The sequence below is a fragment of the Arthrobacter sp. R4 genome (genome assembly GCF_051365025.1).
Taxonomy (GTDB): domain Bacteria; phylum Actinomycetota; class Actinomycetes; order Actinomycetales; family Micrococcaceae; genus Arthrobacter.
The window spans coordinates 156,276-180,200 of sequence record NZ_JBLWIJ010000017.1; the positions used below are offsets into that span (position 1 = coordinate 156,276).

Annotated in this window: 18 protein-coding genes and 1 tRNA gene; 16 read left to right on the forward strand and 3 right to left on the reverse strand. The window is 64.9% G+C overall.

The genetic code is table 11. From position 1 onward, the window contains the following. The first annotated feature begins 2 nt into the window (after positions 1-2). The 12 genes from ACLKOZ_RS12295 to ACLKOZ_RS12350 all read left to right on the forward strand — a co-directional run bounded on the left by ACLKOZ_RS12295 (position 3) and on the right by ACLKOZ_RS12350 (position 18,925). On the forward strand, positions 3-2,108 hold the full coding sequence (locus ACLKOZ_RS12295; RefSeq protein WP_436475363.1) for an acyltransferase family protein: 2,106 nt from the start codon (positions 3-5) through the stop codon (positions 2,106-2,108). A 259-nt stretch (positions 2,109-2,367) separates the two neighbouring features. Next, positions 2,368-3,879, forward strand: coding sequence for an IMP dehydrogenase (gene guaB, locus ACLKOZ_RS12300; protein WP_337345632.1), 1,512 nt, complete (start codon positions 2,368-2,370; stop codon positions 3,877-3,879). A gap of 141 nt (positions 3,880-4,020) precedes the next feature. After that, a complete protein-coding gene (locus ACLKOZ_RS12305) occupies positions 4,021-5,382 on the forward strand; it encodes a hypothetical protein (RefSeq protein ID WP_436475366.1) in 1,362 nt (453 codons plus the stop codon). Beyond that, on the forward strand, positions 5,379-5,891 hold the full coding sequence (locus ACLKOZ_RS12310; RefSeq protein WP_436475368.1) for a hypothetical protein: 513 nt from the start codon (positions 5,379-5,381) through the stop codon (positions 5,889-5,891). The genes ACLKOZ_RS12305 and ACLKOZ_RS12310 overlap by 4 nt, the downstream gene beginning before the upstream one ends. A gap of 39 nt (positions 5,892-5,930) precedes the next feature. Further along, positions 5,931-7,790, forward strand: a complete 1,860-nt coding sequence (locus ACLKOZ_RS12315; RefSeq protein ID WP_436475370.1) for an ABC transporter ATP-binding protein — start codon at positions 5,931-5,933, stop codon at positions 7,788-7,790. Positions 7,791-7,901: 111 nt separating this feature from the next. Further along, positions 7,902-9,038, forward strand: coding sequence for a GuaB3 family IMP dehydrogenase-related protein (locus ACLKOZ_RS12320; protein WP_337345636.1), 1,137 nt, complete (start codon positions 7,902-7,904; stop codon positions 9,036-9,038). A gap of 105 nt (positions 9,039-9,143) precedes the next feature. Next, the gene (locus tag ACLKOZ_RS12325; RefSeq protein WP_337345637.1) at positions 9,144-10,883 is read left to right on the forward strand and encodes a glycerol-3-phosphate dehydrogenase/oxidase; all 1,740 of its coding nucleotides are present in this window, start codon (positions 9,144-9,146) and stop codon (positions 10,881-10,883) included. A 45-nt stretch (positions 10,884-10,928) separates the two neighbouring features. Further along, entirely contained in the window at positions 10,929-11,417 is a 489-nt protein-coding gene (locus ACLKOZ_RS12330) for a PTS sugar transporter subunit IIA (RefSeq protein WP_337345638.1), read from the forward strand. 104 nt (positions 11,418-11,521) lie between these two features. Beyond that, positions 11,522-12,385 carry an SURF1 family protein gene (locus tag ACLKOZ_RS12335; protein ID WP_436475373.1) on the forward strand — a complete coding sequence of 288 codons (864 nt, stop codon included), beginning with the start codon at positions 11,522-11,524 and terminating at the stop codon, positions 12,383-12,385. Continuing rightward, the gene (locus tag ACLKOZ_RS12340; RefSeq protein ID WP_337350896.1) at positions 12,382-12,909 is read left to right on the forward strand and encodes a DUF3817 domain-containing protein; all 528 of its coding nucleotides are present in this window, start codon (positions 12,382-12,384) and stop codon (positions 12,907-12,909) included. Before ACLKOZ_RS12335 ends, ACLKOZ_RS12340 begins: the two co-directional genes overlap by 4 nt. 99 nt (positions 12,910-13,008) lie before the next feature. Next, complete coding sequence (gene guaA / locus ACLKOZ_RS12345; protein WP_337350897.1) at positions 13,009-14,598, forward strand: glutamine-hydrolyzing GMP synthase; 1,590 nt, start codon at positions 13,009-13,011, stop codon at positions 14,596-14,598. A 130-nt stretch (positions 14,599-14,728) separates the two neighbouring features. After that, a complete protein-coding gene (locus ACLKOZ_RS12350; protein WP_436475376.1) occupies positions 14,729-18,925 on the forward strand; it encodes an AAA family ATPase in 4,197 nt (1,398 codons plus the stop codon). 109 nt (positions 18,926-19,034) lie between these two features. On the opposite strand, the gene cpaB is transcribed toward ACLKOZ_RS12350, so the two are convergent. The 3 genes from cpaB to ACLKOZ_RS12365 form a co-directional block, all read right to left on the reverse strand. Beyond that, on the reverse strand, positions 19,035-19,790 hold the full coding sequence (cpaB, locus tag ACLKOZ_RS12355; RefSeq protein WP_436475378.1) for a Flp pilus assembly protein CpaB: 756 nt from the start codon (positions 19,788-19,790) through the stop codon (positions 19,035-19,037). A gap of 181 nt (positions 19,791-19,971) precedes the next feature. Next, entirely contained in the window at positions 19,972-20,235 is a 264-nt protein-coding gene (locus tag ACLKOZ_RS12360) for an FmdB family zinc ribbon protein (RefSeq protein WP_436475380.1), read from the reverse strand. 160 nt (positions 20,236-20,395) lie between these two features. Then, a complete protein-coding gene (locus tag ACLKOZ_RS12365; RefSeq protein ID WP_436475382.1) occupies positions 20,396-21,013 on the reverse strand; it encodes a 5-formyltetrahydrofolate cyclo-ligase in 618 nt (205 codons plus the stop codon). 86 nt (positions 21,014-21,099) lie between these two features. On the opposite strand from ACLKOZ_RS12365, the gene galU reads away from it, so the two are divergent. From galU to ACLKOZ_RS12385, 4 genes are all read left to right on the forward strand, one after another. After that, entirely contained in the window at positions 21,100-22,005 is a 906-nt protein-coding gene (galU, locus tag ACLKOZ_RS12370; RefSeq protein ID WP_337350901.1) for a UTP--glucose-1-phosphate uridylyltransferase GalU, read from the forward strand. Between the two features lie 6 nt (positions 22,006-22,011). Beyond that, positions 22,012-22,632 (forward strand): GNAT family N-acetyltransferase, encoded by a 621-nt coding sequence (locus tag ACLKOZ_RS12375; RefSeq protein ID WP_337350902.1) that lies wholly within the window; start codon positions 22,012-22,014, stop codon positions 22,630-22,632. A 98-nt stretch (positions 22,633-22,730) separates the two neighbouring features. After that, the gene (locus tag ACLKOZ_RS12380; RefSeq protein WP_436475385.1) at positions 22,731-23,666 is read left to right on the forward strand and encodes a hypothetical protein; all 936 of its coding nucleotides are present in this window, start codon (positions 22,731-22,733) and stop codon (positions 23,664-23,666) included. A 125-nt stretch (positions 23,667-23,791) separates the two neighbouring features. Next, positions 23,792-23,864: transfer RNA gene (locus ACLKOZ_RS12385), tRNA-Ala, on the forward strand. The last annotated feature ends 61 nt before the right edge of the window (positions 23,865-23,925 follow it).

Below are 23,925 nucleotides of genomic sequence, written 5' to 3' on the forward strand. Positions count from 1 at the left end.
ACATGGAAGCTTTGGTTGCCCGCTGCGAGAGGTCTTTTGTGTCGATTGCGAGAACCACGCCCGCTCCCGGTCGTGCGAATGAAGCGACCCCCAAGGGACGCAAAGCGACCTTCCGGCCGGAAGTCCAGGGCCTCAGGGCGCTCGCAGTCCTGATGGTGGTGACTTACCACGTGTGGCTGGGACGGGTCTCCGGGGGCGTGGACATCTTCCTGCTCATCTCAGCGTTCCTGCTGACGCTATCCTTCGTCCGGAAGGTCGAGGCCGGCAAACCCCTGAACCTCATCCGGCACTGGCTGCACCTCTTCAAGCGGCTGCTGCCTGCCGCCGTCGTGGTTTTGCTTGGCATCCTGGCAGGCACGTGGCTGATTCTGCCGCAAAGCCGCTGGCCCGGCGTCCTTGACCAGGCCTGGGCCTCGCTGCTCTACCGGCAGAACTGGCTGCTGGCCGATACCGCCGTCGACTACTACGCGCAGGACCACTCCGGAGCCAGCCCGCTGCAGCACTTCTGGTCGCTGTCCATCCAAGGCCAGGTCTTCATCCTCTGGCCGCTCGTGTTCGCCGGCTCGGCGCTCGTGTGGCGGTGGCTCCGGCGCCGGACCAACGCGAGTTACCGGCTGGTCCTGGTAGCGGCCTTCTCCGCGATTTTCCTGGCGTCGTTGGCCTATTCTGTCGAGCAGACAGCCACCAACCAGGCCTACGCCTACTTCGACACCCGGACGAGGCTGTGGGAATTTGCCCTGGGCTCGCTGCTGGCACTGGTACTGCCCTACGCGAAGCCCGGTAAAGCGCTTCGCGTAGTGCTCGGCTGGACCGGCCTGGCAGCCATGGTGTCCTGTGGCCTGGTGCTGACCGTGGACCGTTCCTTCCCGGGCTTCATTGCACTGTGGCCAACCCTGGCGGCGGCGGCGATCATCGTTGCAGGCCAGAGCGGAAGCCGGTTCGGCGTGGACAGGCTGCTGAGCTGGAAGCCGCTCGTTGCCCTGGGCGACAATTCTTACGCCCTGTACCTGTGGCACTGGCCGGTGCTTGTCCTTGCGCTGGCCGCTACCGGGATCGAGAAGCCAGGGCTGGGCCAGGGCCTGGCCGTTGTGGCCGCGTCCATCGTCCTCGCGGTGCTCACTACCCGCTTTGTGGAAAAGCCGCTCCGTGAATGGCACTGGCCGCAGAAGCGGTCCTGGCGTACCGCCGTCGTGGTTGCCGCCTGCTGCGGGATGCTCGCCGGTCCGGTTGCCGTGTGGCAAACCACGCTCACGGCGGAGGAGGCTGCCGCGGCGGCGCAGCCCCGCGAGTTGACCCCGGGGGCCGCCTCCCTGGCGCCCGAGAACGCCGGCAAACCCACGCCGGAAGCCCGAATCATTCCTGCCCCGGCGGCCATGAAGGACGAATGGGCGGATATCGACGGGCTCTGTACCGATGCCAACGTTCCCTCGGACCCGCTGTTATCCGGATGCCTGCAAAACACCCAGCCGGAAACCGTCACGAAAAAGATCGTCGTGCTGGGCGACTCCCATGCCCAGCAGTACATGGCTGCACTGGGCCCGATCGCCAAGGAGCGAGGCTGGGAAGTGGTGACGCTGCTCAAGGGGAACTGCCGCTTCGGCGCCGAATCGCCCGAACGGGACGAGGAGTGCAACGCCTTCAACAGGGCCAGCGCAGCCTACGTCATGGAACACCGGCCGGACGCGGTGTTTACGGTTGCCTCGCTGACGCACGCGGAGGCGCCGTTCGAAACCGAAGTTCCCGGCTATCTTGACGGCATCCGGCCCTTCACGCAGGCCGGGATGGACGTGGTGGGAGTCCGGGACAACCCCCGATTCCATATCAACATGCCGGAGTGCGTCCAGAAACACGGACCGGACGCGCCGGAATGCAATGCGCCACTGAATGAGTCCTTGGCCGAGTCGTCGCCGCTGGACAGGTATCGCGGCCAGGTGGACGGGCTGCACCTGATGGACCTGAGCGACTTCATCTGCGCCGGCGGCACCTGCCCGGCCGTGGTGGGAAACGTTTACGTGTACAAGGACGATAACCACCTCACCAAGACCTACGTGCAGAGCATGATCCCCATGTTTGAGGAACGGCTCCTGGCCGCTACCGGCTGGACTTAAGGGCTCCTTTCCACGGAGCCGGTGCGGACATGCGGGGCCACGGAGCCGGTGGGGACGGTGCCGTTGCTCACATTGCCCTCCCGGAATAGGGGGATCGGCGCAGAGGTTCTAATATTTACTCAACACTTTCTGCACTGAACCCCGTGTCCGAAGTACCCCCGCTCCGCAACCCATGCACGGACCAGTCCCGTAATGACGGGCTGGTCATCAGCTGCAACCCCTACCCGTGACCCCCGCAACCAAGGTAAGAGGCGCACTCATGACCCAGCCCGCACACGATCCTTTCGGCTTTGTCGGCCTGACGTACGACGACGTCCTGCTGCTCCCCGGCCACACCGACGTCATCCCCTCCGACGCCGACACTTCTTCCCGGATCTCCAAGCGGATCACGGTGCAAACCCCGCTGCTGTCCGCAGCAATGGACACGGTGACCGAATCCCGGATGGCCATCGCGATGGCACGCCAGGGTGGTCTTGGGGTAGTGCACCGCAACCTGTCCATCCAGGACCAGGCCGACCAGGTGGACAGGGTCAAGCGCAGCGAGTCGGGAATGATCACCAACCCGCTGACCATCGGCCCTGAGGCCACACTGGCGGAGCTTGACGAGATCTGCTCCCAGTACCGCGTTTCCGGCCTGCCTGTAGTGGATGAGGGCATGCGGCTCCTGGGCATCGTCACCAACCGCGACACCCGCTTTGTGCCAGAGGCAGACTTCCCGCTGCGGCTGGTCAGCGACGTCATGACCAAAATGCCGCTGGTCACCGGCCACGTGGGCATCAGCCGCGAAGAAGCCTCCCACAAGCTGGCCACCAACAAGATCGAAAAGCTCCCCCTCGTCGACGAGCAGGGCCGCCTCAAGGGACTGATCACCACCAAGGACTTCACCAAGGCCGAGCAGTACCCGCTCGCCACCAAGGACGAGGAAGGCCGCCTCCGGGTCGGTGCGGCCATCGGCTTCTTCGGCGACGGCTGGGAACGGGCCATGGCACTCGTTGACGCCGGCGTCGATGCCCTCTTCGTGGACACGGCCAACGGCCACTCGCAGGGCGTGCTGGACATGATCCGCCGCCTGAAGTCCGATCCCGTAGCGGCGCACGTGGACATCATCGGCGGCCAGGCCGCCACTCGTGAAGGCGCACAGGCACTGATCGACGCCGGTGCCGACGGCATCAAGGTGGGCGTGGGGCCCGGCTCCATTTGCACCACCCGTGTGGTGGCCGGGGTGGGCGTCCCGCAGATCACAGCCATCTACGAATCCTCGAAAGCAGCCATCCCGGCAGGGGTTCCGCTGATCGCCGACGGCGGCCTGCAGTACTCGGGCGACATCGGCAAGGCGCTGGTTGCCGGCGCTGACACCGTGATGCTCGGCTCCCTGCTTGCCGGTTGCGACGAGTCCCCGGGCGAGCTCATCTTCGTCAACGGCAAACAGTTTAAGAGCTACCGCGGTATGGGCTCCCTGGGTGCCATGCAATCGCGCGGCAAGAACACCTCCTACTCGAAGGACCGCTACTTCCAGGCTGACGTCTCCGGCGACGACAAGCTGATCCCTGAGGGCATCGAGGGCCGCGTAGCCTACCGCGGGCCGCTGGCATCCGTGGCGTACCAGCTTGTGGGCGGCCTGCGCCAGACCATGTTCTACGTCGGCTCACCCACGATCGCGGAGCTGAAGGCTCGCGGCAAGTTTGTGCGCATCACTCCGGCCGGGCTCAAGGAATCACACCCGCACGACATCCAGATGACGGTTGAGGCACCGAACTACGGTTCGCGCTAGTCCCCGGCGCCTCCCTAGCCTCGCAAGCTCGGCCAGGTTTAGTCCGACTGCAGAGGAGGTGGGGAGTTCTCCCCACCTCCTCTCGTGTCCCACCCTTGTATATTCGATGGAGTAAAGCTCGATCGATCTTGGGGGAACAGGTTGTCCAATGGCTTCACTGGTGCTGACGTCGCCCAACTTCGGCAACTGGCGGCAGCCATGCATGGCGCGGGCAACAGGCTGCAGCTACAACTGGGCACTTTCAACACCCGCATTAATGGCACGCTCTGGCCCGGCCCCGATGCGGAGCAGTTTCGCCATGACTGGAAAACCAGCCACACCTTGGTCCTTCGGGAGGCCGTCCTTTTCCTCCACCAGTCGGCTGATGAACTAACACTGAACGCCGACGAGCAGGAGGCAGCCAGCCTGCCGGGCGGATCCGGGCCCTCGACAGGCCCCGCCGGCTCCTCTCACGGCACCAGCGAGTACACTTCCGGTCCGGCCCGGCCGGCTGACCTCACGGGAAAGTCTGCGGCGCAGATCAAGGACTGGTGGTCAGGCCTGACCGCGGGGCAGCAGCAGGAGTTCATCCGTGACTACCCCGTGGATGCAGGCAACACGAACGGCATCCCGTTCGATGCCCGTGTAGAGGCGAACCGCATCAATGCACAAAACAGGATTGATTGGCTCAACGAGAACGATCCCGAGCCAATCTTCTACCCTTTGCTCATGGATGCCGGCTATCCGCAAAGGTTCGCGGATGAACACGAAGCATGGGAAAAGCGCCAGTCCTACCTGCAAAGAGTGGTGGACGGAAAAATCAGGCTGGCCGCGTACGATCCCGCCGCGCAGTCGATCGTGGAGCTGATAGGCACCTATGACGAGAACACGACGACCGTTATCACCTACGTCCCCGGCACCACTACCAATGAGGCATCGTTCCATGACGGTGGACCCCAACGGCTGCCAGCCCGCCTGGTCGAGGACGACCAAACCGGGGGAACTGCGGCGTTCGTCTACAAGGGGTCGGAATTTCCCGACGGCGACCCGGTAGAGGCCTTCCTGGTGGAGGCCAAGAGCGATGAGTTCGTAGCCCGCTCTGCGCCGGTCCTGCGGGCCTTCCAAGACGCCGTGGATCTCGAGCTGCCACCCGGTGCCCAATCCGTGGGTGTAGGCCATAGTTGGGGAGTCCGGAACCTCACCGGGGCGGAGATTGAAGGAGCGCACTACGACAAGCTGCTCGCCCTCTCCGGTGCCGCTATGCCGCCTGGCTGGGTGCCCGATCCCGGCACCGAGTACTCCAGTTTCACCTACCCCGATATCCTGCTGACCGCTGAAGCGAATGGGGTTGTGGGGGAGAACTACCCAATGAAGGAGCCGGCCTTTGAAAAGCACGTGTATGAGCCACCAGGGGGCAACGGATGGACAGAGTTCTACAGCATCGACAACCACAGCCTCATCGCGACCACCTACGAGGAAAATGACCAGGCTTTGAGGGATATGCGCAAGGAGATTCGCCAGTGATCGACCTATCCAAGGCAGTCCGGGGAGCGTGGGCGGCCGCTGCCATCAGCTTGGCTCTCAGCCTGGCATCGTGCGGAGTAGAGGAAGCGAACAAAGGGATGTCCAATATGACTTTGGAAGAGGCAAAAACGAAACTGCTGGCCCTCCAGCATCAAATAATTGACATGGTTCCGGAGGAACTGGTGGTATCCGTCTTCGAGAACGACTCCTCAAGCCTGTTGAGCTGCCAGGGAGCCAAGAAGAAATGGACAGGCACCGGTCAGGTGGAACTTCAGCCCGGCCTGGACAGGGACAAGTTCCTAGACCAGGTGCGTGACAGGACCAAGGGCATGCAGGGTTGGACGGTGAAGGACGACTCCGACAGCGATGGCGCCCGTACTGTGGACATCCTGCACGATGACGGCACGCACCTGATTGTTGGCATCTGGGACGGACCCGAGAGTGTCCAAATTGATGGCTTCAGCGCCTGTTTTGATCTTCCCGAATACGAGTACGGCGAAAAGTATTAGCCGCACCACTGTTTCAGGGCGCCGAACTAGGCTGTATTCATGCCCGAACCACACCATCCCGCTGAGCTGAGTCCCAAACGGGATCCTCAGCGGAAGCTGTCCGTCCGGCCGTACGCCCGGGCCGTGGCGCAGGTCCTGCGGGTCAGTTTCCGGGCCTCGCCTGCCGCCGTCGTGATGAAGATTGTCGGTTCGCTGATCTCGGCGCTGCTTCCGCTGGTCACCACCTACTTCGCTGCGTTGACTACCACTGCCTTGGCAGCGGCGTATTCCGGCGACGCAGCCGCGGGCCAGCAGGCAATTATCTACGTCATCATCACCGCGGCGCTGGGACTGTTCTGGGGTGCCTTCAGCAGCGTGGACCGGTACATCCAGCAGCTCATGAGCTTCAAGGTGGGCGCCATCGTGGGCGACCTCATGTACGAGCGGTTCCTGGCCCTCGAATTCTGGCGCTACGACGACAAAGAGACCGTTGACCTCTATGACCGCGCCAAGCGGTTCTCTGACTCCTACGCCCGGGTCCTGGACCGTATCGCCGCGATCTTCACCCAGCTCGTGTCGGTGATCCTCGCCGTCGGCGCCCTGCTGTTGGTGAGCTGGTGGATCGCCGTCATTGTGCTGGTCGCGATCGTCCCAAGCGTCTACCTGCAGTTCAAACTTTCGCGGGAGCAGATCGCCCACTGGAACACCCAGGTGGACTCGCGCCGCCAGCGCCGCATGATCGAGACCAATCTCCTGCGCCCGCAGCACATCGCCGAGATGCGGTTGTACGGGATCGTGGGCTACCTGATGGACTTCCGGTCCCGGTTGCGGGACGCGGACGAGCGCCGTCGGCTGGATTTCCAGAAGCGGTACATCCCGAAGCAGCTGGCCGCCGACGCCCTGCAGTACGGCGCGGAGGTGGTGTCGCTGATCTGGGTGGTGGGTCAGATCATTGCCCGTGCCCAGCCCGTGGGTCAGTTCCTGTACGTCCAGCAGATCGTCAGCCGGGCACTGTCCACAGCCAACAACCTGGTGTCGTCGCTGAGCTCCATCGACGAGGACCTCGCGAACCTCAAGGACTACGAACTGTTCATGGCGCTGCCTGTCCACTCACGGCACGCGCCGCCGCTGTTGCAGGCCCCTCGGACGGTGGAACTCAGGGACATCCACTTCACCTACACCGGCAGCGACATCGAGGTGATCCGCGGTATCAGCATGACCATCCGGCAAGGCCAGCACATCGCCATCGTGGGAGAGAACGGGGCCGGAAAATCCACCCTGATCAGGATCCTGGCGGGGCTTTATGCTCCGGATTCAGGGCAGGTAATGCTCGACGGCGTGGACCTCGCCGCCGTCGATGTCACCTCCTGGCACCGCCACCTGGCAGTGCTGAGCCAGGAGTTCCTGAAGTACGAATTCGCCACCGCGGCGGAAAACATCTACTTCGGCGACGTCGATTCCGCGAAGGACGATGGCCGGATCCGACGGTCGGCGGAAGACGCCGAAGCTCTGGAATTCATCAACAAACTGCCCAACGGCCTGGATAACCACGTCAGCAACTGGATGGAAGATCCGCGCGGACGCAAGGGCAGTGGACTCTCCGGCGGCCAATGGCAGCGGCTCGCCATGGCCAGGAACTTCTACCGCGACGCGTCTTTCATGGTGATGGACGAGCCAACCTCGGCCATCGATGCGCTGGCCGAACACCGCATCTTCACCAGGCTGTTCGCAGACCGCAGCAGCACGATCATCGCCATCAGCCATCGCCTGGCCACGATCGAAAAGGCCGATATTGTCTACATGCTCGAAGACGGCCGGATCGTGGAACAGGGGACCCACAAAGAGTTGGTGGCATTGCGGGGCCGCTACTTCAGGATGTTCGAATCCCAGCTCACTTCCGACGCTCAGAGCGAGCCATAGGCCACGTTGCCGTAACGAACCAGCCTCGCGGCCGTCAAAGTTCCTTCCTTCGCCCACCGGGCCACGCTCCACCGGCCGTGGCAGGGGGGCCGGCTGGGATAACCTAGAGCAGTGACTTACGAGATCGAGATCGGCCGTGGCAAGCGTGGGCGTCGTGCCTACTCCCTGGATGACATTGCGATTGTCCCTAACCGTCGTACACGCGACCCCAAGGACGTCTCCGTGTCGTGGCAGATCGACGCCTATAAGTTCGATATGCCGGTCATTGCTGCACCCATGGACTCGGCCATGTCCCCTCAGACAGCCATCGAGCTGGGCCGCCTCGGCGGGCTGGGTGTCCTGGACCTCGAAGGCCTGTGGACCCGGTACGAGGACCCGCAGGCGGTCCTGGACGAAATCGGTGCCCTTGAGGATGAGATCAACAGCCCCGCCGTCACAGGACGCATGCAGGAGCTCTACCGCGCCCCCATCCAGCCCGAGCTGATCACGACGCGCCTCGCGGAGATCCGTGCCGCCGGCGTCACCGTGGCCGGTTCACTGACCCCGCAACGCACCCAGGAACACTACAAAACCGTGGTGGCCGCCGGCGTCGACATCTTTGTCATCCGCGGCACCACCGTGTCTGCCGAACACGTCTCCAAGGACCACGAGCCGCTGAACCTTAAACAGTTCATCTACGAACTGGACGTGCCCGTTATTGTCGGCGGCGCTGCCGGCTACACCCCGGCGCTGCACCTGATGCGCACCGGCGCTGCCGGGGTCCTGGTGGGCTTCGGCGGCGGCGCCACCACCACCACGCGCCGTGCCCTGGGCATCCACTCGCCCATGGCGTCCGCCATCTCCGACGTCGCGGCTGCCCGCCGTGACTACATGGATGAGTCGGGCGGGCGCTACGTGCACGTGATCGCCGACGGCGGGATGGGCTCCTCGGGCGACATCGTCAAGGCGATAGCCATGGGTGCGGACGCCGTGATGCTGGGCAGCGCACTCGCCCGCGCCGAAGAGGCGCCAGGCAAGGGCTGGCACTGGGGCCAGGAGGCCCACCACCTCGAATTGCCGCGTGGCGACCGCGTCAACGTTGGCACCGTAGGATCCCTGCAGGAGGTCCTTTTCGGGCCCGGCCACCACACCAACGGCACGTCCAACCTGGTCGGCGCGCTCCGCCGTTCGATGGCCACCACAGGCTATTCGGACCTCAAGGAATTCCAGCGGGTCGACGTCGTCGTCTCGCCTTACGCCGGAAACTGACCTGCGCCGGGGGCGGGTGGGAGGCCCGCTGGGCTCCGCCTGCCCAACCATGCAGCTAGCAAGTAGTGTGGTTTACTACCTGCACCAGCGGCAACGGAGGCTTCCATGACGAGTGTTCCCAACACCAGCGGCACCCTGGGTCCGGCAGCCCGCGAAGAGTCAATCGCACGGCTGCGGGCCACGACCGAGCCCGGCAAGGAACTGGACATCCTGATTGTCGGCGGCGGCATCGTGGGTACGGGAGCGGCCCTGGACGCCGTGACGCGTGGCCTCAGCGTGGGGATCGTGGAGGCCAGTGACTGGGCGGCGGGAACATCTTCCCGGTCCTCCAAACTTATCCACGGCGGCCTGCGCTATCTCGAAATGCTCGATTTCGGCCTGGTCAAGGAAGCCCTGCACGAGCGCGGCCTGATCCTGTCCGTGCTCGCGCCGCACCTCGCCCGCCCCGTGCCGTTCCTCTACCCACTGACCAAGCCGTTCCTGGAGCGGCCGTACGTGGGCGCAGGGATTGCCCTTTACGATGCCATGTCCATCACCGGCGGGCATAGCCGCGGGGTGCCGTTCCACAAGCACCTGACCCGCCGCGGGACCCTCCGCGCCGCGCCCAGCCTGAAGGATGACGCCTTCGTCGGTTCCATCCGCTATTACGACGGCCAGGTTGATGACGCCAAATATGCCGCCAACCTGATCCGGACAGCCGCCTACTACGGCGCCCACGCGGTCAACCAGATGGCGGTAGTGGACTTCCTGCGCGAGGGCGAACGCGTGGTGGGGGCCAAGGTGGTCAACCATGAGGACGGCACGGAATTCAAAGTCCGGGCCAAGCAGGTCATCAACGCCACCGGTGTGTGGACGGACGAGACCCAGGCCATGGTGACAGAGCGAGGCCAACTGAAGGTCCGCGCCTCCAAGGGCATCCACCTCGTAGTGCCGAGGGACAGGTTCCAATCCACTGTGGGCCTTATCCTGCGTACGGAGAAGTCAGTGCTGTTCGTCATTCCGTGGGGGCGGCACTGGATCATCGGAACCACCGACACTGACTGGAACCTCGACAAGGCCCATCCGGCGGCGTCCAGCAAAGACATCGACTACATCCTTGAACACGTCAACACAGTCCTGAAACGGCCGCTCACGCGTGAGGACGTGGAAGGGGTTTACGCCGGTTTGCGCCCACTTCTTGCCGGTGAAAACGACTCCACCGCCAAGCTGTCGCGCGAACATGTCGTGGCGCACCCCGTGCCCGGCCTCGTAGTGGTGGCGGGCGGAAAGTGGACCACCTACCGGATCATGGCCAAGGACGCCGTTGACGAGGCCACCCGCACCATGGACGAGCGCGTGCCGCCCAGCTGCACGGAGACCATTCCGCTGCTCGGCGCCAGCGGCTTCAAAGCTGCCTGGAACCGGAGGAACCGGACGGCGGAGGAATCAGGGGTCCATGTGGCGCGGGTGGAACACCTGCTGAACCGCTATGGATCGCTGATACCGGAAGTGCTGGCCCTCATCGCCGAGAGGCCTGAGCTGGCCGAGCCCCTGCCCGGCGCCGACGACTACCTCCAGGCCGAGGCCGTATATGCCGCGACCCACGAAGGCGCCCGGCACGTCCACGATGTCCTGACTCGCCGGACCCGGATTTCGATCGAGGCGTGGGATCGTGGTGTCTCCGCGGTTCCGGTAGTCGCTAAACTTATGGGTGAAGTCCTTGGCTGGAGCGATGTGCAGCGTGAAAGCGAAATCAAGCACTACATTGCACGCGTAGAAGCCGAGCGGCTGAGCCAGCAGCAACCTGATGATGAGTCCGCCGATGCCGCACGAATGGGCGTCGACGACATCGTTCCCTTGCGCTGAGGGGCTCCACGCACCAGCATTCTCGCCACACTGAAGGGACACGCCTTGGCGGAACCACTTGACCGGTACGATGCCGAACTCACCACTCCCGAAATGGTGATCCTGGAGCTTGAGGCATCGGACAAGGTGGACGCGGCCTCACAGCTCGCGGAGCGTCTTTACGCCGCCGGCAGGGTCACCGACCTGCCGGGCTTCCTCGAGCACGTCCATGCCCGCGAGCACCAGCTCGCCACTGGCCTGCCGGGCGGCATTGGCCTGCCGCACGCCCGCAGCGAATTCGTTTCCCGAACCTCCATCGCCGTCGGTATCACCAAGTACGGCCATGCGCTGGACTTTGGCGCCACCGACGGGCCGGCCACGGTCGTCCTGCTGATCGCCACCCCGGCGAGTTCCTTTTCGGACCACCTGGAGGTCCTCGCCACCCTGGCCCGTTCCCTGTCCAAGGAATCGTTCCGGGAGTCACTTCGCCGTGCCTACGACCCCGAAGTGATAGCAGAACTCATCAACTCAAGCCTGGTCTTCTTCGACCACTAAGGATTGGGGCAGGCCCTTTCGTGTCGACTCCGTCGCCACGCAGGGACCCGGCTGCCCCACTCTCCGTTTAGTTGTTCTACGGCGGAACGAAGTACGGTTAAGGGGTGTGGAAAACAGCCCTCAAACCCCGATGGATCGCAGGCCTGGTGTTTGCGATTGCAGTATCCGGGGTCTTCGTCCTGCTCAGCCAATGGCAGTTCGGCAGGTCCACGCAAGCCGAGATTCCGGCCAACCCGGCCACCGAGACCGCACAGGCGCTGACCAGCACGCTGCAGCCCGGAGACTTCTTCCACGGCTCCGTGGCTGACCAGATGGTCACCGCCGAGGGGACGTACGACCCCACGAAGCAGGTCCTGATACCAGGCAGGCTGCATAACGGTAAGACAGGCTACTGGGTCGTGACCGCGTTTGCCGTCAAGGGAGCGCCCGTCCTCAGCGGCGCCGGAGCCTCACGCGAAACCTGGATCCCGGTGGCCCGCGGCTGGGTGGCCGACCCCGCCGATGCCGCCGAACCGCCGTCGGGCCTTCTTGAACTGACGGGACGGCTCCTGCCGTCTGAGGCGCCCGTGCCCGAAACGGCGCCCGGACCCGGACGCGCCACGGCGGTCTCCGTGGCCGAACTCATCAACTACTGGGACGTCAGCAGCTATCCCGGTTTCATCGCGGCCACGGCCGAAGTGTCCGCCGGCAAGGACGTCAGCGCTGCCTCCATGGACGGTGACCTCAAGCCGCTGCGCATCGGACCCCAGCCACCTGCCCAGCAGATCAACTGGCTCAACCTCTTCTACTCCCTGGAGTGGGTGGTCTTCGCCGGCTTTGCCCTGTTTATCTGGTGGCGCCTCGTCAAGGACGATTACCGCCGGGACCTTGAAGACCAGTTCGACGGCGGCGAGGGCGCCGACGGCGACCACCATCACGTTCCAGCCAAGACACCTCCTGCACAGACCCAACAAAAGGTACAGCCATGATCGAACCCAAACCCGCCATGCAGGCACAGCCCACCGGTGACAGCAGCCAGGGCGGCGGAACCGCCGGCAAGGGCAAGAAGCGCCGCTTCGGCGGCACCGAGCAGCAGATCCGCTCGGCCCTGAAGTTCTACAAGGTACTGGCGTACCTCACCGGCGCCATGCTGCTGCTGCTTTGCGCCGAACTCATCGCCCGTTATGCGTTCGGCCAGTACTTGTTCGCCGGCGGCACCAACGCTGTCACCGGAGCGCCGTTCGGCCTGGGGTTCGCCGACGCCGAGCCCAAGGGCGTGGTGGGCGGCGTCAACATCTCTGTCACCGTGCTGATCGTCCACGGCTGGATGTACGTCGTGTACCTGATGTCCAACTTCCGCCTCTGGTCGCTGATGCGCTGGCCGTTCGCCAAACTGATCGTGCTGGCCCTGGGCGGCGTTGTCCCGTTCCTGTCGTTCATTGTGGAGAAGCGATTCCACGCGGAGGTCGAGGCGGAGCTGGCTGCCAACCCGCAGGCACCCCAGCGCTACTAGGGCGGCGGCACGGCGGCCGTCCCGCCGTCGGACGTTTAGTCCGTCACACCGGCGGCCCTGGATGTGCGGCCGGGCAACCGCGCAAAGTAGGCTAGTACGGTGACTACTCCCACTGCATCCCAGACTTCCCAGAAGCCGGTGCTGGTTGTTGACTACGGTGCCCAGTACGCGCAGCTGATTGCCCGCCGCGTCCGGGAAGCGAATGTGTATTCGGAAGTGGTTCCGCATACCTACAGCACCGAGCAGCTCCTGGCCAAAAACCCGGCCGCCATCATCCTCTCGGGTGGCCCGTCCAGTGTCTACGCGGACGGCGCACCGTCCGTCGGCGCTGACCTCTTTGAAGCCGGGATTCCCGTCTTCGGCATCTGCTATGGCTTCCAGGCCATGGCCAATGCCCTGGGCGGAAAAGTCGACAAGACCGGCCTGCGCGAGTACGGCTCCACCCAAACCACCATCCTCGGCGAGGGCCGCTCCGTGCTGGAAGGAATGCCGCAGCACCAGAACACCTGGATGAGCCACGGCGACTCCGTTCACGAGGCGCCGGAAGGCTTTGAAGTGCTGGCCACCACCGCCGGTGCCGAAGTCGCAGCGTTCGCCAATGAAGAGAAGTGCCTGTACGGCGTGCAGTGGCACCCGGAAGTGAAGCACTCGGCCTACGGCCAGCAGGTGCTGGAAAACTTCCTGTTCAAGGGCGCCAAACTGGAACCCAACTGGACCACCGGCAACATCCTGGACGAGCAGGTGGAGCGCATCCGCAAGCAGATCGGCGATGCCCGCGTCATCTGCGGCCTCTCCGGCGGCGTCGACTCTGCGGTCGCGGCAGCACTTGTCCAGCGAGCCGTCGGCGACCAGCTGACCTGCGTGTTCGTGGACCATGGCCTGCTCCGCGAAGGCGAAGCCGAACAGGTGGAACGGGACTTTGTGGCGGCTACCGGCGTCAAGCTCTACGTCGCCAACGAGCAGGAGCGCTTCCAGGCCGCACTGGCCGGCGTCAGCGATCCCGAAACGAAGCGCAAAATCATCGGGCGTGAGTTCATCCGCGCCTTTGAAGAGGCTGAACTGGCCATCATCGCCGAGGCTGCGGCGCACGGCGAAAAGATCAAGTTCCTGGTCCAGGGAACGCTGTACCCCGATGTCGTCGAATCCGGCGGCGGTGAAGGTGCGGCCAATATCAAGAGTCACCACAACGTGGGCGGCCTGCCCGAGGACCTGCAGTTTGAACTCGTCGAGCCGCTGCGGGCCCTCTTCAAGGACGAAGTCCGAGCCGTCGGCGCCCAGCTGGGGCTGCCGCAGGAAATCGTTGGCCGCCAGCCTTTCCCGGGGCCTGGCCTCGGCATCCGCATCGTCGGCGAAGTCACCAAGGAGCGCCTGGACCTGCTGCGCAAGGCGGACGCCATCGCCCGGGCAGAGCTCACAGCCGCAGGGTTGGACAACGACGTTTGGCAGATGCCGGTTGTCCTGCTGGCAGATGTCCGCAGCGTTGGCGTCATGGGTGACGGCCGAACCTACGGCCACCCGATCGTCCTTCGCCCGGTTTCCTCAGAAGACGCCATGACCGCGGACTGGTCACGGCTTCCGTATGACCTCCTGGCCCGGATATCCAACCGGATCACCAACGAGGTGGAAGGCGTTAACCGCGTGGTGCTGGATGTGACCAGCAAGCCGCCGGGAACCATCGAATGGGAATAGCGTCCTGACAGTGGCCGGTCTCCGAAGCGGAGGCCGGCCACTGGTCGCTATGCGGGGAATTACTCCGCAATTTGGCATGATCAGTGTTGCGGTCTCTCACTACGGCATCTTTGCGGCTACGCTCGAAAGTATGCCGGTATGGTCCAGGGCGTCACGTGAAAACGCAGAAAAGAAGGCAGTAGTGTCAGTTGGTCAAGGCCACCCGGAGGGCTCCGAGGAGTTCAGGAAATGGCTGTCCGGTCTCAAGCCCGTCACCGGGGCAGACACCATGCTGCGTTTCACCAAGACACCTGAGGGTTCCATCGACCTCACCCACGCCCACCCATCCGGTCTTGCCCAGCTGATGGCGGGCCGCCGCACGCGGCTGTCAACCCTGATCCGGGACCACCAGCAGTACGTGGTCGCGGCCCGGGCATCCCGGAACATCCGCTCCAAAATCTTCGAACTCGGCAATGACCGCGGTATCGACGCCGGCTACCTGTCCGCCGGCACGGTGGTGTGGACCTCCGCTGTCGGTGGCAAACCGCAGCGCATTTCCGCGCCGGTGATGCTCACAGCGATCTCCCTGACAGTGCGCCCCGGGGAAGATGACTACGAACTGCAGCTCACGGAACAGGCTCACATCAATCCGGCGCTGGTCCGTCACCTGAAGAACATCCACGGGATTGTGTTCGACGTCAACGCCGTCACCCGCCTGGCGTACAGCACCGCCCGCTTCGATCCACAACCGGTACTGGACCGGCTGGCGACGCTCATCAGGCCGATTCATGGTGCGGAGGCGCAGCACAACCTGCTGGTCTCGACTTTCGCCGATCTGTCCGGAAACCTCGACGACCCATGGATCAACGAAGGGAACCCACTGGTTGCCGCCCTGGCTACGGCTGCCAGCGGTGCCGTGGTGGACGTCGACGAGCCGGACGTCTCCCGTTTCCCCGCCGTCGACCAGCGCCACCCAGCCGATGAACTGCTTCTGCTGGACGCTGACGCGCAGCAGCAGTACGTGCTGGACGCCGCCCGTGCAGGGGACTCCCTTGTGGTCAGCAGCCCGCCCGGGACGGGCCAGACACAGACCGCCATCAACACCATCGGCACTCTGGTGGATGCTGGCAAGACCGTGCTGGTGGTCGGGGACCGCCGTGCCAGCCTCAACGAAGTGTCCGCCCAGCTGGAGACCCTCGGGCTTGAGTCCATCATGTTCCAGCTTTCCGGTACCGCTACTCCGCAGCAGCTCAAGGCGCAGCTCGTCCGGGCCATTGTCCGGAATGAGAAGTCCCTCGAGCCCCAGCTTGGCAACCTGCATAAAACCCTCACCGAACACCGCCACGCCCTGACGGACCATGTGGCGTCCCTGCACAACGTGCGGCAGCGCTGGGGGTGCTCGCCCTACCAGGCCATGCAATCACTGGCTGAGTTAACCTCTATCCAGCCGGCCCCGGCCACCACGGTCCGGCTCAAACGGAGCGTCCTGGACAACATCCGGGACCGTGACGAACTCGCCGGCCGGCTCCGCCGTGCCGCTGAGCTGGGCAGTTTCAGCCGCGCGTCCACCACCAGCCCCTGGCACGGGGCAAGGCTGCTCACCCGCAAGGAAACCGAAGAGGCCCAGCAGTTGGCCCGCTCCGTGGAGGAAAACCTGCCGGTCCTGCGCGAGAGGATGAACGCCGTTGCAGAGCACGCCGAAATCCGCCTTGGCCTTTCATTTGCCGAATGGGGTGAGCAGCTTGAGCTCCTCATGGCGGTGCGCGAAAGCCTGGACAAGTTCACGCCGGACATTTTCGACCGCCCTGTCCATGACCTGATTTCGGCGACCGCGTCCTCGGCGTGGCGGCGTGAGCGGAACATCGACATGGCGTCCATGCAGCGTTCCCGCTTGCGCCGCGTGGCGAAGGAGTACGTCCGTCCCGGCGTGCACATCGCGGACCTTCACAGCTCCCTGGTCCTCGTGCAGGAACAGCGGGCACTGTGGTCCGGCTATGCCACAACCCAGCGCCACCCCGCCGTGCCGTCCGGCCTTGCCGAAATGAACATGATGTACCGGTCGCTGGACCGTGAGCTCACTGAGCTGGGGGAGGCCCTGCGCCATACGGAGGCGGGCGGCTCCCTGGCAACCACGCCATATCCGGAACTCATGGAACGCCTTGAGCGGCTGGTCGCCGACACCGAGACGCTGAAAACCCTGCCCGAGCGCACGCTGCTGGTAGAGAACATGCGCGAACACGGCTTGGGGGAACTCCTTAACGACCTCGCCGAGCGGGAGGTCCCGGCCGGGTCCGTGGCAGCGGAGCTTGAACTCGCTTGGTGGCAGTCCGCCCTGGAAGCCATGATCAGCGGCGACGACTACCTCGCCATGTCCGACGGCGACGCCCTCCGGCAGCTGGAGGCCGAATACAGGCTCGCCGACAACGCGCATGTCGCCAGCGGTGCCGCCCGCCTTCGCTGGGACCTGTCCGAGCGGTGGCGAGCCGCCATCGCCGAACATCCGCGCCAGGCTGCCCTGCTTCGGAGCCTGCTGAAGGACGGCCGGGTCACACTGTCCGCGCTGACCGCCCAAGCGCCCGCGCTGGTGCCCATGCTGGTGCCTGTCTGGTCCGTGAGCCCGTACCTGATGACCGGGCTCCTACCGGCCGAGCAACGCTTTGACGCCGTGGTTGTCCTGGACGCTGAAGCCACATCCCTCCAAGCCGTTCTGCCTTCCATCGCACGGGCCAAGCAGGTCATTGCCTTCGGTGATTCCCGGATTGCCAGCCCGCGTACATTCACTGTGGGAGTGGAAAGACTCGCAGCCGGCGAAACGGCACACCAACGGGTGGAGAGCGCCTTCTCTGCGCTGTCGGCCGTGCTGCCCGTCTGGCGGCTGAACTTTGTGTACCGGGCCGTCGACGAAGACCTGGTCCTCCAGCTCAGCAAGAACTTCTACGACGGCGGCCTCCGCCGACTCCCCGAAGGCCAGTCCGCCACGGGTCTGGACAGGGCCCTGCTGGTCGAGTACCTGCCGGACGGCACGGGGCTGCCCAGCGCCGACCACGAGGGTGTTGAATCCGTCGTGGCAGAGGTCAACCGCGTTGTACACCTGGTGTTTGAACACGCTCGGCTTCGCCCGCGCACGTCACTGGCCGTTGTGACGGCCAGCCTCCGGCATGCGGCGAGGATTGGCGAGTCCATCAGGCTGCAGCTGCCCAACCATCCCGGCCTCGCCGGGTTCTTCGGAGCAGGCCCGGAGTCCTTCCGCGTTGTTGATCTGGAGCGCGCGCAGGGCCTGGTCCGCGACCACGTGATCTTTTCGCCTGGCTTCGGACGCACGCCGCACGGCCGGGCCCTGCACAACTTCGGTCCTTTGTCCGCAGAGGGCGGCCGCGAAAAGTTCGCCCTCGCCATGACCCGCGCCCGCAGGTCCCTGCACGTACTGACCTGCTTCCGGCCCGAGGACCTGGACCACACCAGGCTGACCCACGGCGCGGTCGACCTCTACGAGCTGCTGGACCGCGAGATCGCCGGCAACACCAACCTTGGCACGCCTGCGTCCCGGGCAGCGGCCAGCGAGCAGGCGCTCGGCGCTGATCCGCTGGTAGCGGACCTCGGTGACCGCCTGCGTGCCCGCGGCGCCCGTGTCTGGCACCAGTACGACGGCGTCATTGACGTCGTAGCCGCGGCGGACCCGCTCAGCACTATGGGCCAGGACGACCCCGAGACCCCCTGGCCAGTGGCCATCGAATCCGACGGCACCGAGCAGTACCGGACCATGAGCGTCCGCGAGCGGAGCAGGCTCCGGCCCCAACTGCTGGAGCGCCTCGGGTGGCGGTACATGCCGCTGTGGACCATTGAGGTCTTCACAGACCCGTCGGCCTGTGCGGACCGCATTGCCGGATATTTGGGCCTGGAGAAAGTGGTCCTGCCTGGCCGGGCCACTGCCTCAGCAAATTTCTTCGATGACGACGTCGACCCGCTTTCACTTGAGGCCTACGGGAATGTTGGCCTCGAGCCTGCCCGCCCCATCCGGGCCGACCACCGGCAGCAGGTGCAGCCTGGCGCGCCGGAGAACCAACAGCACCGGGCCGCACGCCCGGATAAGGAGGAGGCGGTCATTATGACCCCAACACACGGCACCGCCGGTCCGGCCGGTGAGGGCACCGCGGGGGAAAACGCAGGCCAGGACAACACGGCGCACGAGGGCAAAGTATCCACTCCGGCCTCGGCACAGGCTGCCGCAGGCACCGAGGGCATCCTTCCCAACAAAGCCGCTGAAGACGATCCCCGCCGCTGGGGCGATGGTTCGGAGGACGACCACGACGCCTGGCTGAAGGAGCAGAAGCCGCCGCACTGGGGCTGACGGCCACGCGTCCATTAGGTCACCGCGGGACCTTTGCCTGACGGGCGCCGCCCGACCGAGACAGCTTGGCAGCCGAGGGACATAGGCCCCGGACAAGAGGCGGGCTGGCTCAACCTGGTGGCTGCGTCACCAGGACGAAAAACAGCTTGCCCTGCGTGGAGGCACCCGCCAGGCGGGCTGCCTGCTCAGGGCGGGCCGCGACCACGATCAGGCCGTCTGTCTCGGCGGTACCGAGCCATTCCCCGGTCTTGCCGCCCTGGCCCGAGGTCCAGAGCACCGGGACTGCCGTCGCCAGAACCTCCGGGGGAGCCTGCTGGTCGTAACCGTTGGTGCCCGTGAGCACCACGTTGACCAGCTGGCCCGGTGACACGAGCTGGATGGATGACGGGTCCGCCATCCGCAGTGGAACGGCAGCGGACCCTGGGGGAGTCCCCGTGAGCAGGCCGGGTCCCAGCAGTTGGGCGTCAGTGAGGAGCTGCCCTTTGCGGAGCGGGGCAGCCAACTGCTTTCCCTCTGCCTCGGCACTGCCCCGGATGAATCCCGCAGCCATCATCCCCGGCGGCACCTTGACCTCGGCCACGTCCGAGGGCGCCAGCGAGGAACCGGCCGGAAGATCCCTGGCTGCTGCGAGGGCCGTCTTCGAATCGGCAGGGGCCGGAGTCAGCTGATGGACGGCAACGGCGGCCGCAACACACAGCAGGAACGCTATGGCCAGGCGACGGTTCCGGGCCAGCAACGGGCCAAGCCGTCGGCCGGGCGGACGGCCGGCCGGCTGGGGACGGGTCCTGCGGGGTTGGCGCCCGGGCGCATTGGATTCTCTGCTGCGGCGGGTTCTTTGGTAGGGGTGTAACAGTGCGACAGGCATAGGCCCACGCTAGTTCCGGGCGGCTGGTCCAGGGCAGGCCGGTTGAAGGCTATGTGGACAACCTGAAGCCGGGATTGCTGGGGGCGAAGGAAAGGCGTCGGAAACCGGGGAGGCTAAATTAGCCTGGGAACCGGCCCAGCACGGAACCATTACCGCAGGGGCTAATGAGCGGGGTTGGTCGTTAGCTTGCAGCAGCAGCAGCGGCGGCCGGGGCAGGTGCCGGAGCGGCTGGCGTAGCGGGGGCGGGCGATACAGCGCTTCCCTTGCTGTCCCGTGAGTCCGTGCGGTAGAAACCGGAGCCTTTGAAGACCACGCCTACGCTGTTGAACTTCTTGCGCAAGGTCCCCTGGCATTCGGGGCAGGACGTCAGTGTGCTGTCCGTGAACGACTGGACAATGTCGAAGGCATGGCTGCAATCCTTGCAGGCGTACGCATACGTTGGCACTGGTGCTCCTCCTCTTGGGCAAACGAGAGGTCCCGTGCTGCCAGGACGATCTTTGCCGTCCATTAGCAGTCGCAGGGCCTGAGTGCCAATTCTATCATCCCTGCCGCCAAGGCCAACTGCGAAGGCCAACTCCGAAGGCCAACCGCGGAGCCGGTGCGGCTCAAGCCGTGCGGAGCGGAACGACACCGGAGGGAGTGAGGGCCGCCGGGACCTTCCTGTCAAAGTCCTCGGCGGGGATGCTGCCCTGTGGCAGTACTTCCTGGTCATAGACAATTGCCGCTGAAGGCAGGCCAGGCCGCAGGCCGTCCAGGGAGTTGAGGAAAACGTCGTAGTAGCCCCCGCCTTGTCCGATCCGGTTGCCGTCGCGGTCCACGGCGGTGGCAGGCATAAACAGCGCCGAGACACCTGCCATCACCTCGAGTCCGTGGCGTGTCCCTGCCGGCTCGAGTATGGGGGCGTACCTGCTTCGGACCAGTTCACCGCCCGGTGCCCAGAAAACCCAACTGAGCCTGCGCCCCGGTTCGCAGATTGGCAACAGGACCTTATGCCCTCGGCCGTGAAGGGCATCGATGAGCGGGACGGTGGGCGGCTCGAAGTGGACCCCCAGGTAGACACAAAATGTGGACGGCATTCCGTCGGAGCATTGCTCCGCCCAGTGGAGGCCGTGGTGCGCAATTCCGGCGCCAGCTGCCTCGCGCGTGGCGAGGTCCATGGCGGCACGTGCGGCCCTGTGCCGCGTGCGGATCTGTTCCTTGTAAGAGCTGTTGCCGGCGGTCATGAATGGCTCAACTTCCCGTTGTCCGGGGCCGGGCTTCACCGGGCCAATGATTACTGTCTGAATGTTCCCTCCGCTAGATTAGTCCAGTGACTACCACCAACCAGACAGTACGTAAGGCCGTAATTCCTGCAGCGGGACTCGGCACCAGGTTCTTGCCTGCCACGAAGGCCATGCCGAAGGAAATGCTCCCGGTAGTCGACAAACCTGCCATCCAATATGTCGTCGAGGAAGCCGTCAAAGTGGGGCTTCACGACATCCTGATGATCACCGGACGCAACAAACGGGCGCTCGAAGACCACTTTGACCGGGTTCCGGCGCTGGAAGCTACTTTGGCGGACAAAGGCGACACCGCCAAACTGTCCTCGATCCAGGCCGCCAGCAACCTCGGCGACATCCATTACGTCCGCCAGGGCGACCCCAATGGGCTTGGCCACGCGGTGCTACGTGCAAAGCAGCACGTGGGCAACGAACCGTTCGCCGTCCTGCTGGGCGATGACCTGATCGACGCCCGGGACGAGCTGCTGAGCACCATGATCGAAGTCCAGGCGAAAACCGGCGGGTCAGTCGTCGCCCTAATCGAGGTGGAACCGTCACAGATCAGCGCCTATGGCTGCGCTGACATCCAGGACATCGATGGTGAGAGTTACGTGCGGATCAACGAGCTCGTGGAGAAGCCGAGCATGGAGGAAGCGCCGTCCAACCTCGCCGTCATCGGGCGATACGTCCTTCACCCCGCTGTTTTTGACGTACTGGAACGCACCGGACCGGGGCGTGGCGGCGAGATTCAGCTCACGGACGCCCTGCAGGAACTGGCCGCCGGCGACAATGAGGGCCATGGGGTCTACGGCGTGATCTTCCGTGGCCGCCGTTACGACACCGGCGACAAACTTAGTTACCTCAAGGCCTGCGTCCAGCTGGCAATCGACAGCGACGACCTCGGGCCCGGTCTACGCGAATGGCTGCCCGGCTTCACCGCCGGTCTTTCCAAGTAACGCACCGTGCGCGCCGGCCCCATCTGGCCCGTCACACTGGAGTGCGGGGACCTGGTACTGCGCCCTATCCGGTACCGGGACAAAAAGGAGTGGACCGAGGTCCGGGGGCGAAACAGCGAATGGCTTGCTCCCTGGGAGGCGTCCAACCCGGCTCCTGGCGGCGGCCTGCCCGACTACCGGCAGATGGTGCGATCCCTCAAGATCCAGGCAGCGCAGTCCACCGCGCTGCCGTTCCTCATCACCGAGCGGCGTCCCCAGCAAGCTGCTCCCGCCATCGTTGGCCAGCTGACAGTGTCATCCATTGTGTGGGGTTCGGCCATGATGGCAACGCTGGGATATTGGGTGGACCAGGCGCGCGCCGGACACGGCATTGCTCCAACGGCCGTAGCTATGGCTACGGATCATTGCTTCCAGGTTCTGGGGCTGCACCGCATGGAGATCAACATCCGTCCGGAAAACGGCCCCAGCCTGCGCGTCGTTGAAAAGCTCGGCTTCCGCGACGAAGGCTACCGGCCGCGCTTCCTGCATATCAACGGGGAGTGGGCAGACCACCGGACCTTCGCCCTGACCTCGGAAGAAGTCCCGGATGGGCTCCTTCCCCGCTGGCTGGCATCCCGCCCCTCCTAGGTCCCGCGCCGTCATAAATCCATTGATTTGCCACGTTGCCGGCGACACACCGTGGCTAATGCCGCAGGCCTTGGCGTAATGCTCATACGGTTTTGATTGTGGACTTCCCCCTTAGCAGCTCAGTGATCCTTGTGGTTGCCGTTGTGCTCTGGATTGTCTGGGTTGCCCCGTATGTTCTCCGGAACCGCCGGCACCAGTTTCAAGCCGCAGGCGAGATGACGGCGGACGCACCAGCTACTGAATCATCGGACCCGAGAGCCGGGACGGTCATGAACATCACCGCCCAGCAGGAGAAAGCCATGGACATCAGGAAGAGCCCCGTAGCCGCATTGGACGCCGCCGCGGAGCCCGGGGCCAGGGCAGGGACCGGTGGATTCCGCATCCGCTACGGCCGGACCGCCATTGCCCTGCTGGCACTCATTGCCCTCCTGACCGCAGTCATTGCCGGTGTGCTCCTGCCGTTCGGGCTGGGCACGCCCCTGTTGCCGGTTCTTGCCTTCCTGGCCGCCTTTGGATCATTGGCACTGCTGCGTGGACTTGCCGTCCGTGACCGCAGGAAAAAGGTCAGTGCCGCGTTCAGGTCCGCGATGAGTGCACCGGCCCGCCGTGAAGGGCAACCGGAGCAGACCCCGGCACCTCAGCCCGGCCCCCAGCCGGAAAGCAAGCTGTTCGACGCCGAAGCCCACCGGCCAAAACCCAAGCCCCTGACGGCCGCTGAACTGCGCCAGGCTGCCCTCGCCGTTGCCCTCGAAGCCGGCGACACCAGCGCCAACACGGCCAAGGATTCAGTACCTGCCGGAGAAACGTGGGAACCGGTTGATGTCCCCAAACCGGTTTACGTCGACGCGGCAAAAGCCGAACGGCCCGCTCCCGAGCCCTTGGACCTGCCCGAGTCGCCCAAGGCCGTAGGCAAGCCCTCCCTGAAGCAGGGCACTCCGGCCGCGCCGGCGGTCGCGCCTGCCGCGAAGCCGCTGACAAAAGCACAGAGCGCACTGAGCAACCTCGACGACGTCCTGCAGCGCCGGCGCGCCTGACATCCTGCTGCCCGCCGGGCTCACAGGCCAAGGAGTCTTTTCGGCTCCCGGTTGGTAAAGTGACCGGAAAATTTGTAGCCTAGGGTCACCGGCCCCGCGGCTCCCACCGGAGAGCGGGCGGTTCCGGGGCTATAGCTCAGTTGGTAGAGCGCTTCGTTCGCATCGAAGAGGTCAGGGGTTCGAATCCCCTTAGCTCCACAAACTTGGCTGTCTGCTACGGACGGTTTCCTGCGCACGAACCTTCCCTGGATTGGACAGA

Coding starts and splice junctions, on each gene's coding strand:
- ACLKOZ_RS12295 (WP_436475363.1), top strand. CDS start 3: ATGGAAGCTTTGGTTGCCCGCTGCGAGAGGTCTTTTGTGTCGATTGCG.
- guaB (WP_337345632.1), top strand. CDS start 2,368: ATGACCCAGCCCGCACACGATCCTTTCGGCTTTGTCGGCCTGACGTAC.
- ACLKOZ_RS12315 (WP_436475370.1), top strand. CDS start 5,931: ATGCCCGAACCACACCATCCCGCTGAGCTGAGTCCCAAACGGGATCCT.
- ACLKOZ_RS12325 (WP_337345637.1), top strand. CDS start 9,144: ATGACGAGTGTTCCCAACACCAGCGGCACCCTGGGTCCGGCAGCCCGC.
- ACLKOZ_RS12340 (WP_337350896.1), top strand. CDS start 12,382: ATGATCGAACCCAAACCCGCCATGCAGGCACAGCCCACCGGTGACAGC.
- ACLKOZ_RS12350 (WP_436475376.1), top strand. CDS start 14,729: ATGCCGGTATGGTCCAGGGCGTCACGTGAAAACGCAGAAAAGAAGGCA.
- cpaB (WP_436475378.1), bottom strand. CDS start 19,790: ATGCCTGTCGCACTGTTACACCCCTACCAAAGAACCCGCCGCAGCAGA.
- ACLKOZ_RS12365 (WP_436475382.1), bottom strand. CDS start 21,013: ATGACCGCCGGCAACAGCTCTTACAAGGAACAGATCCGCACGCGGCAC.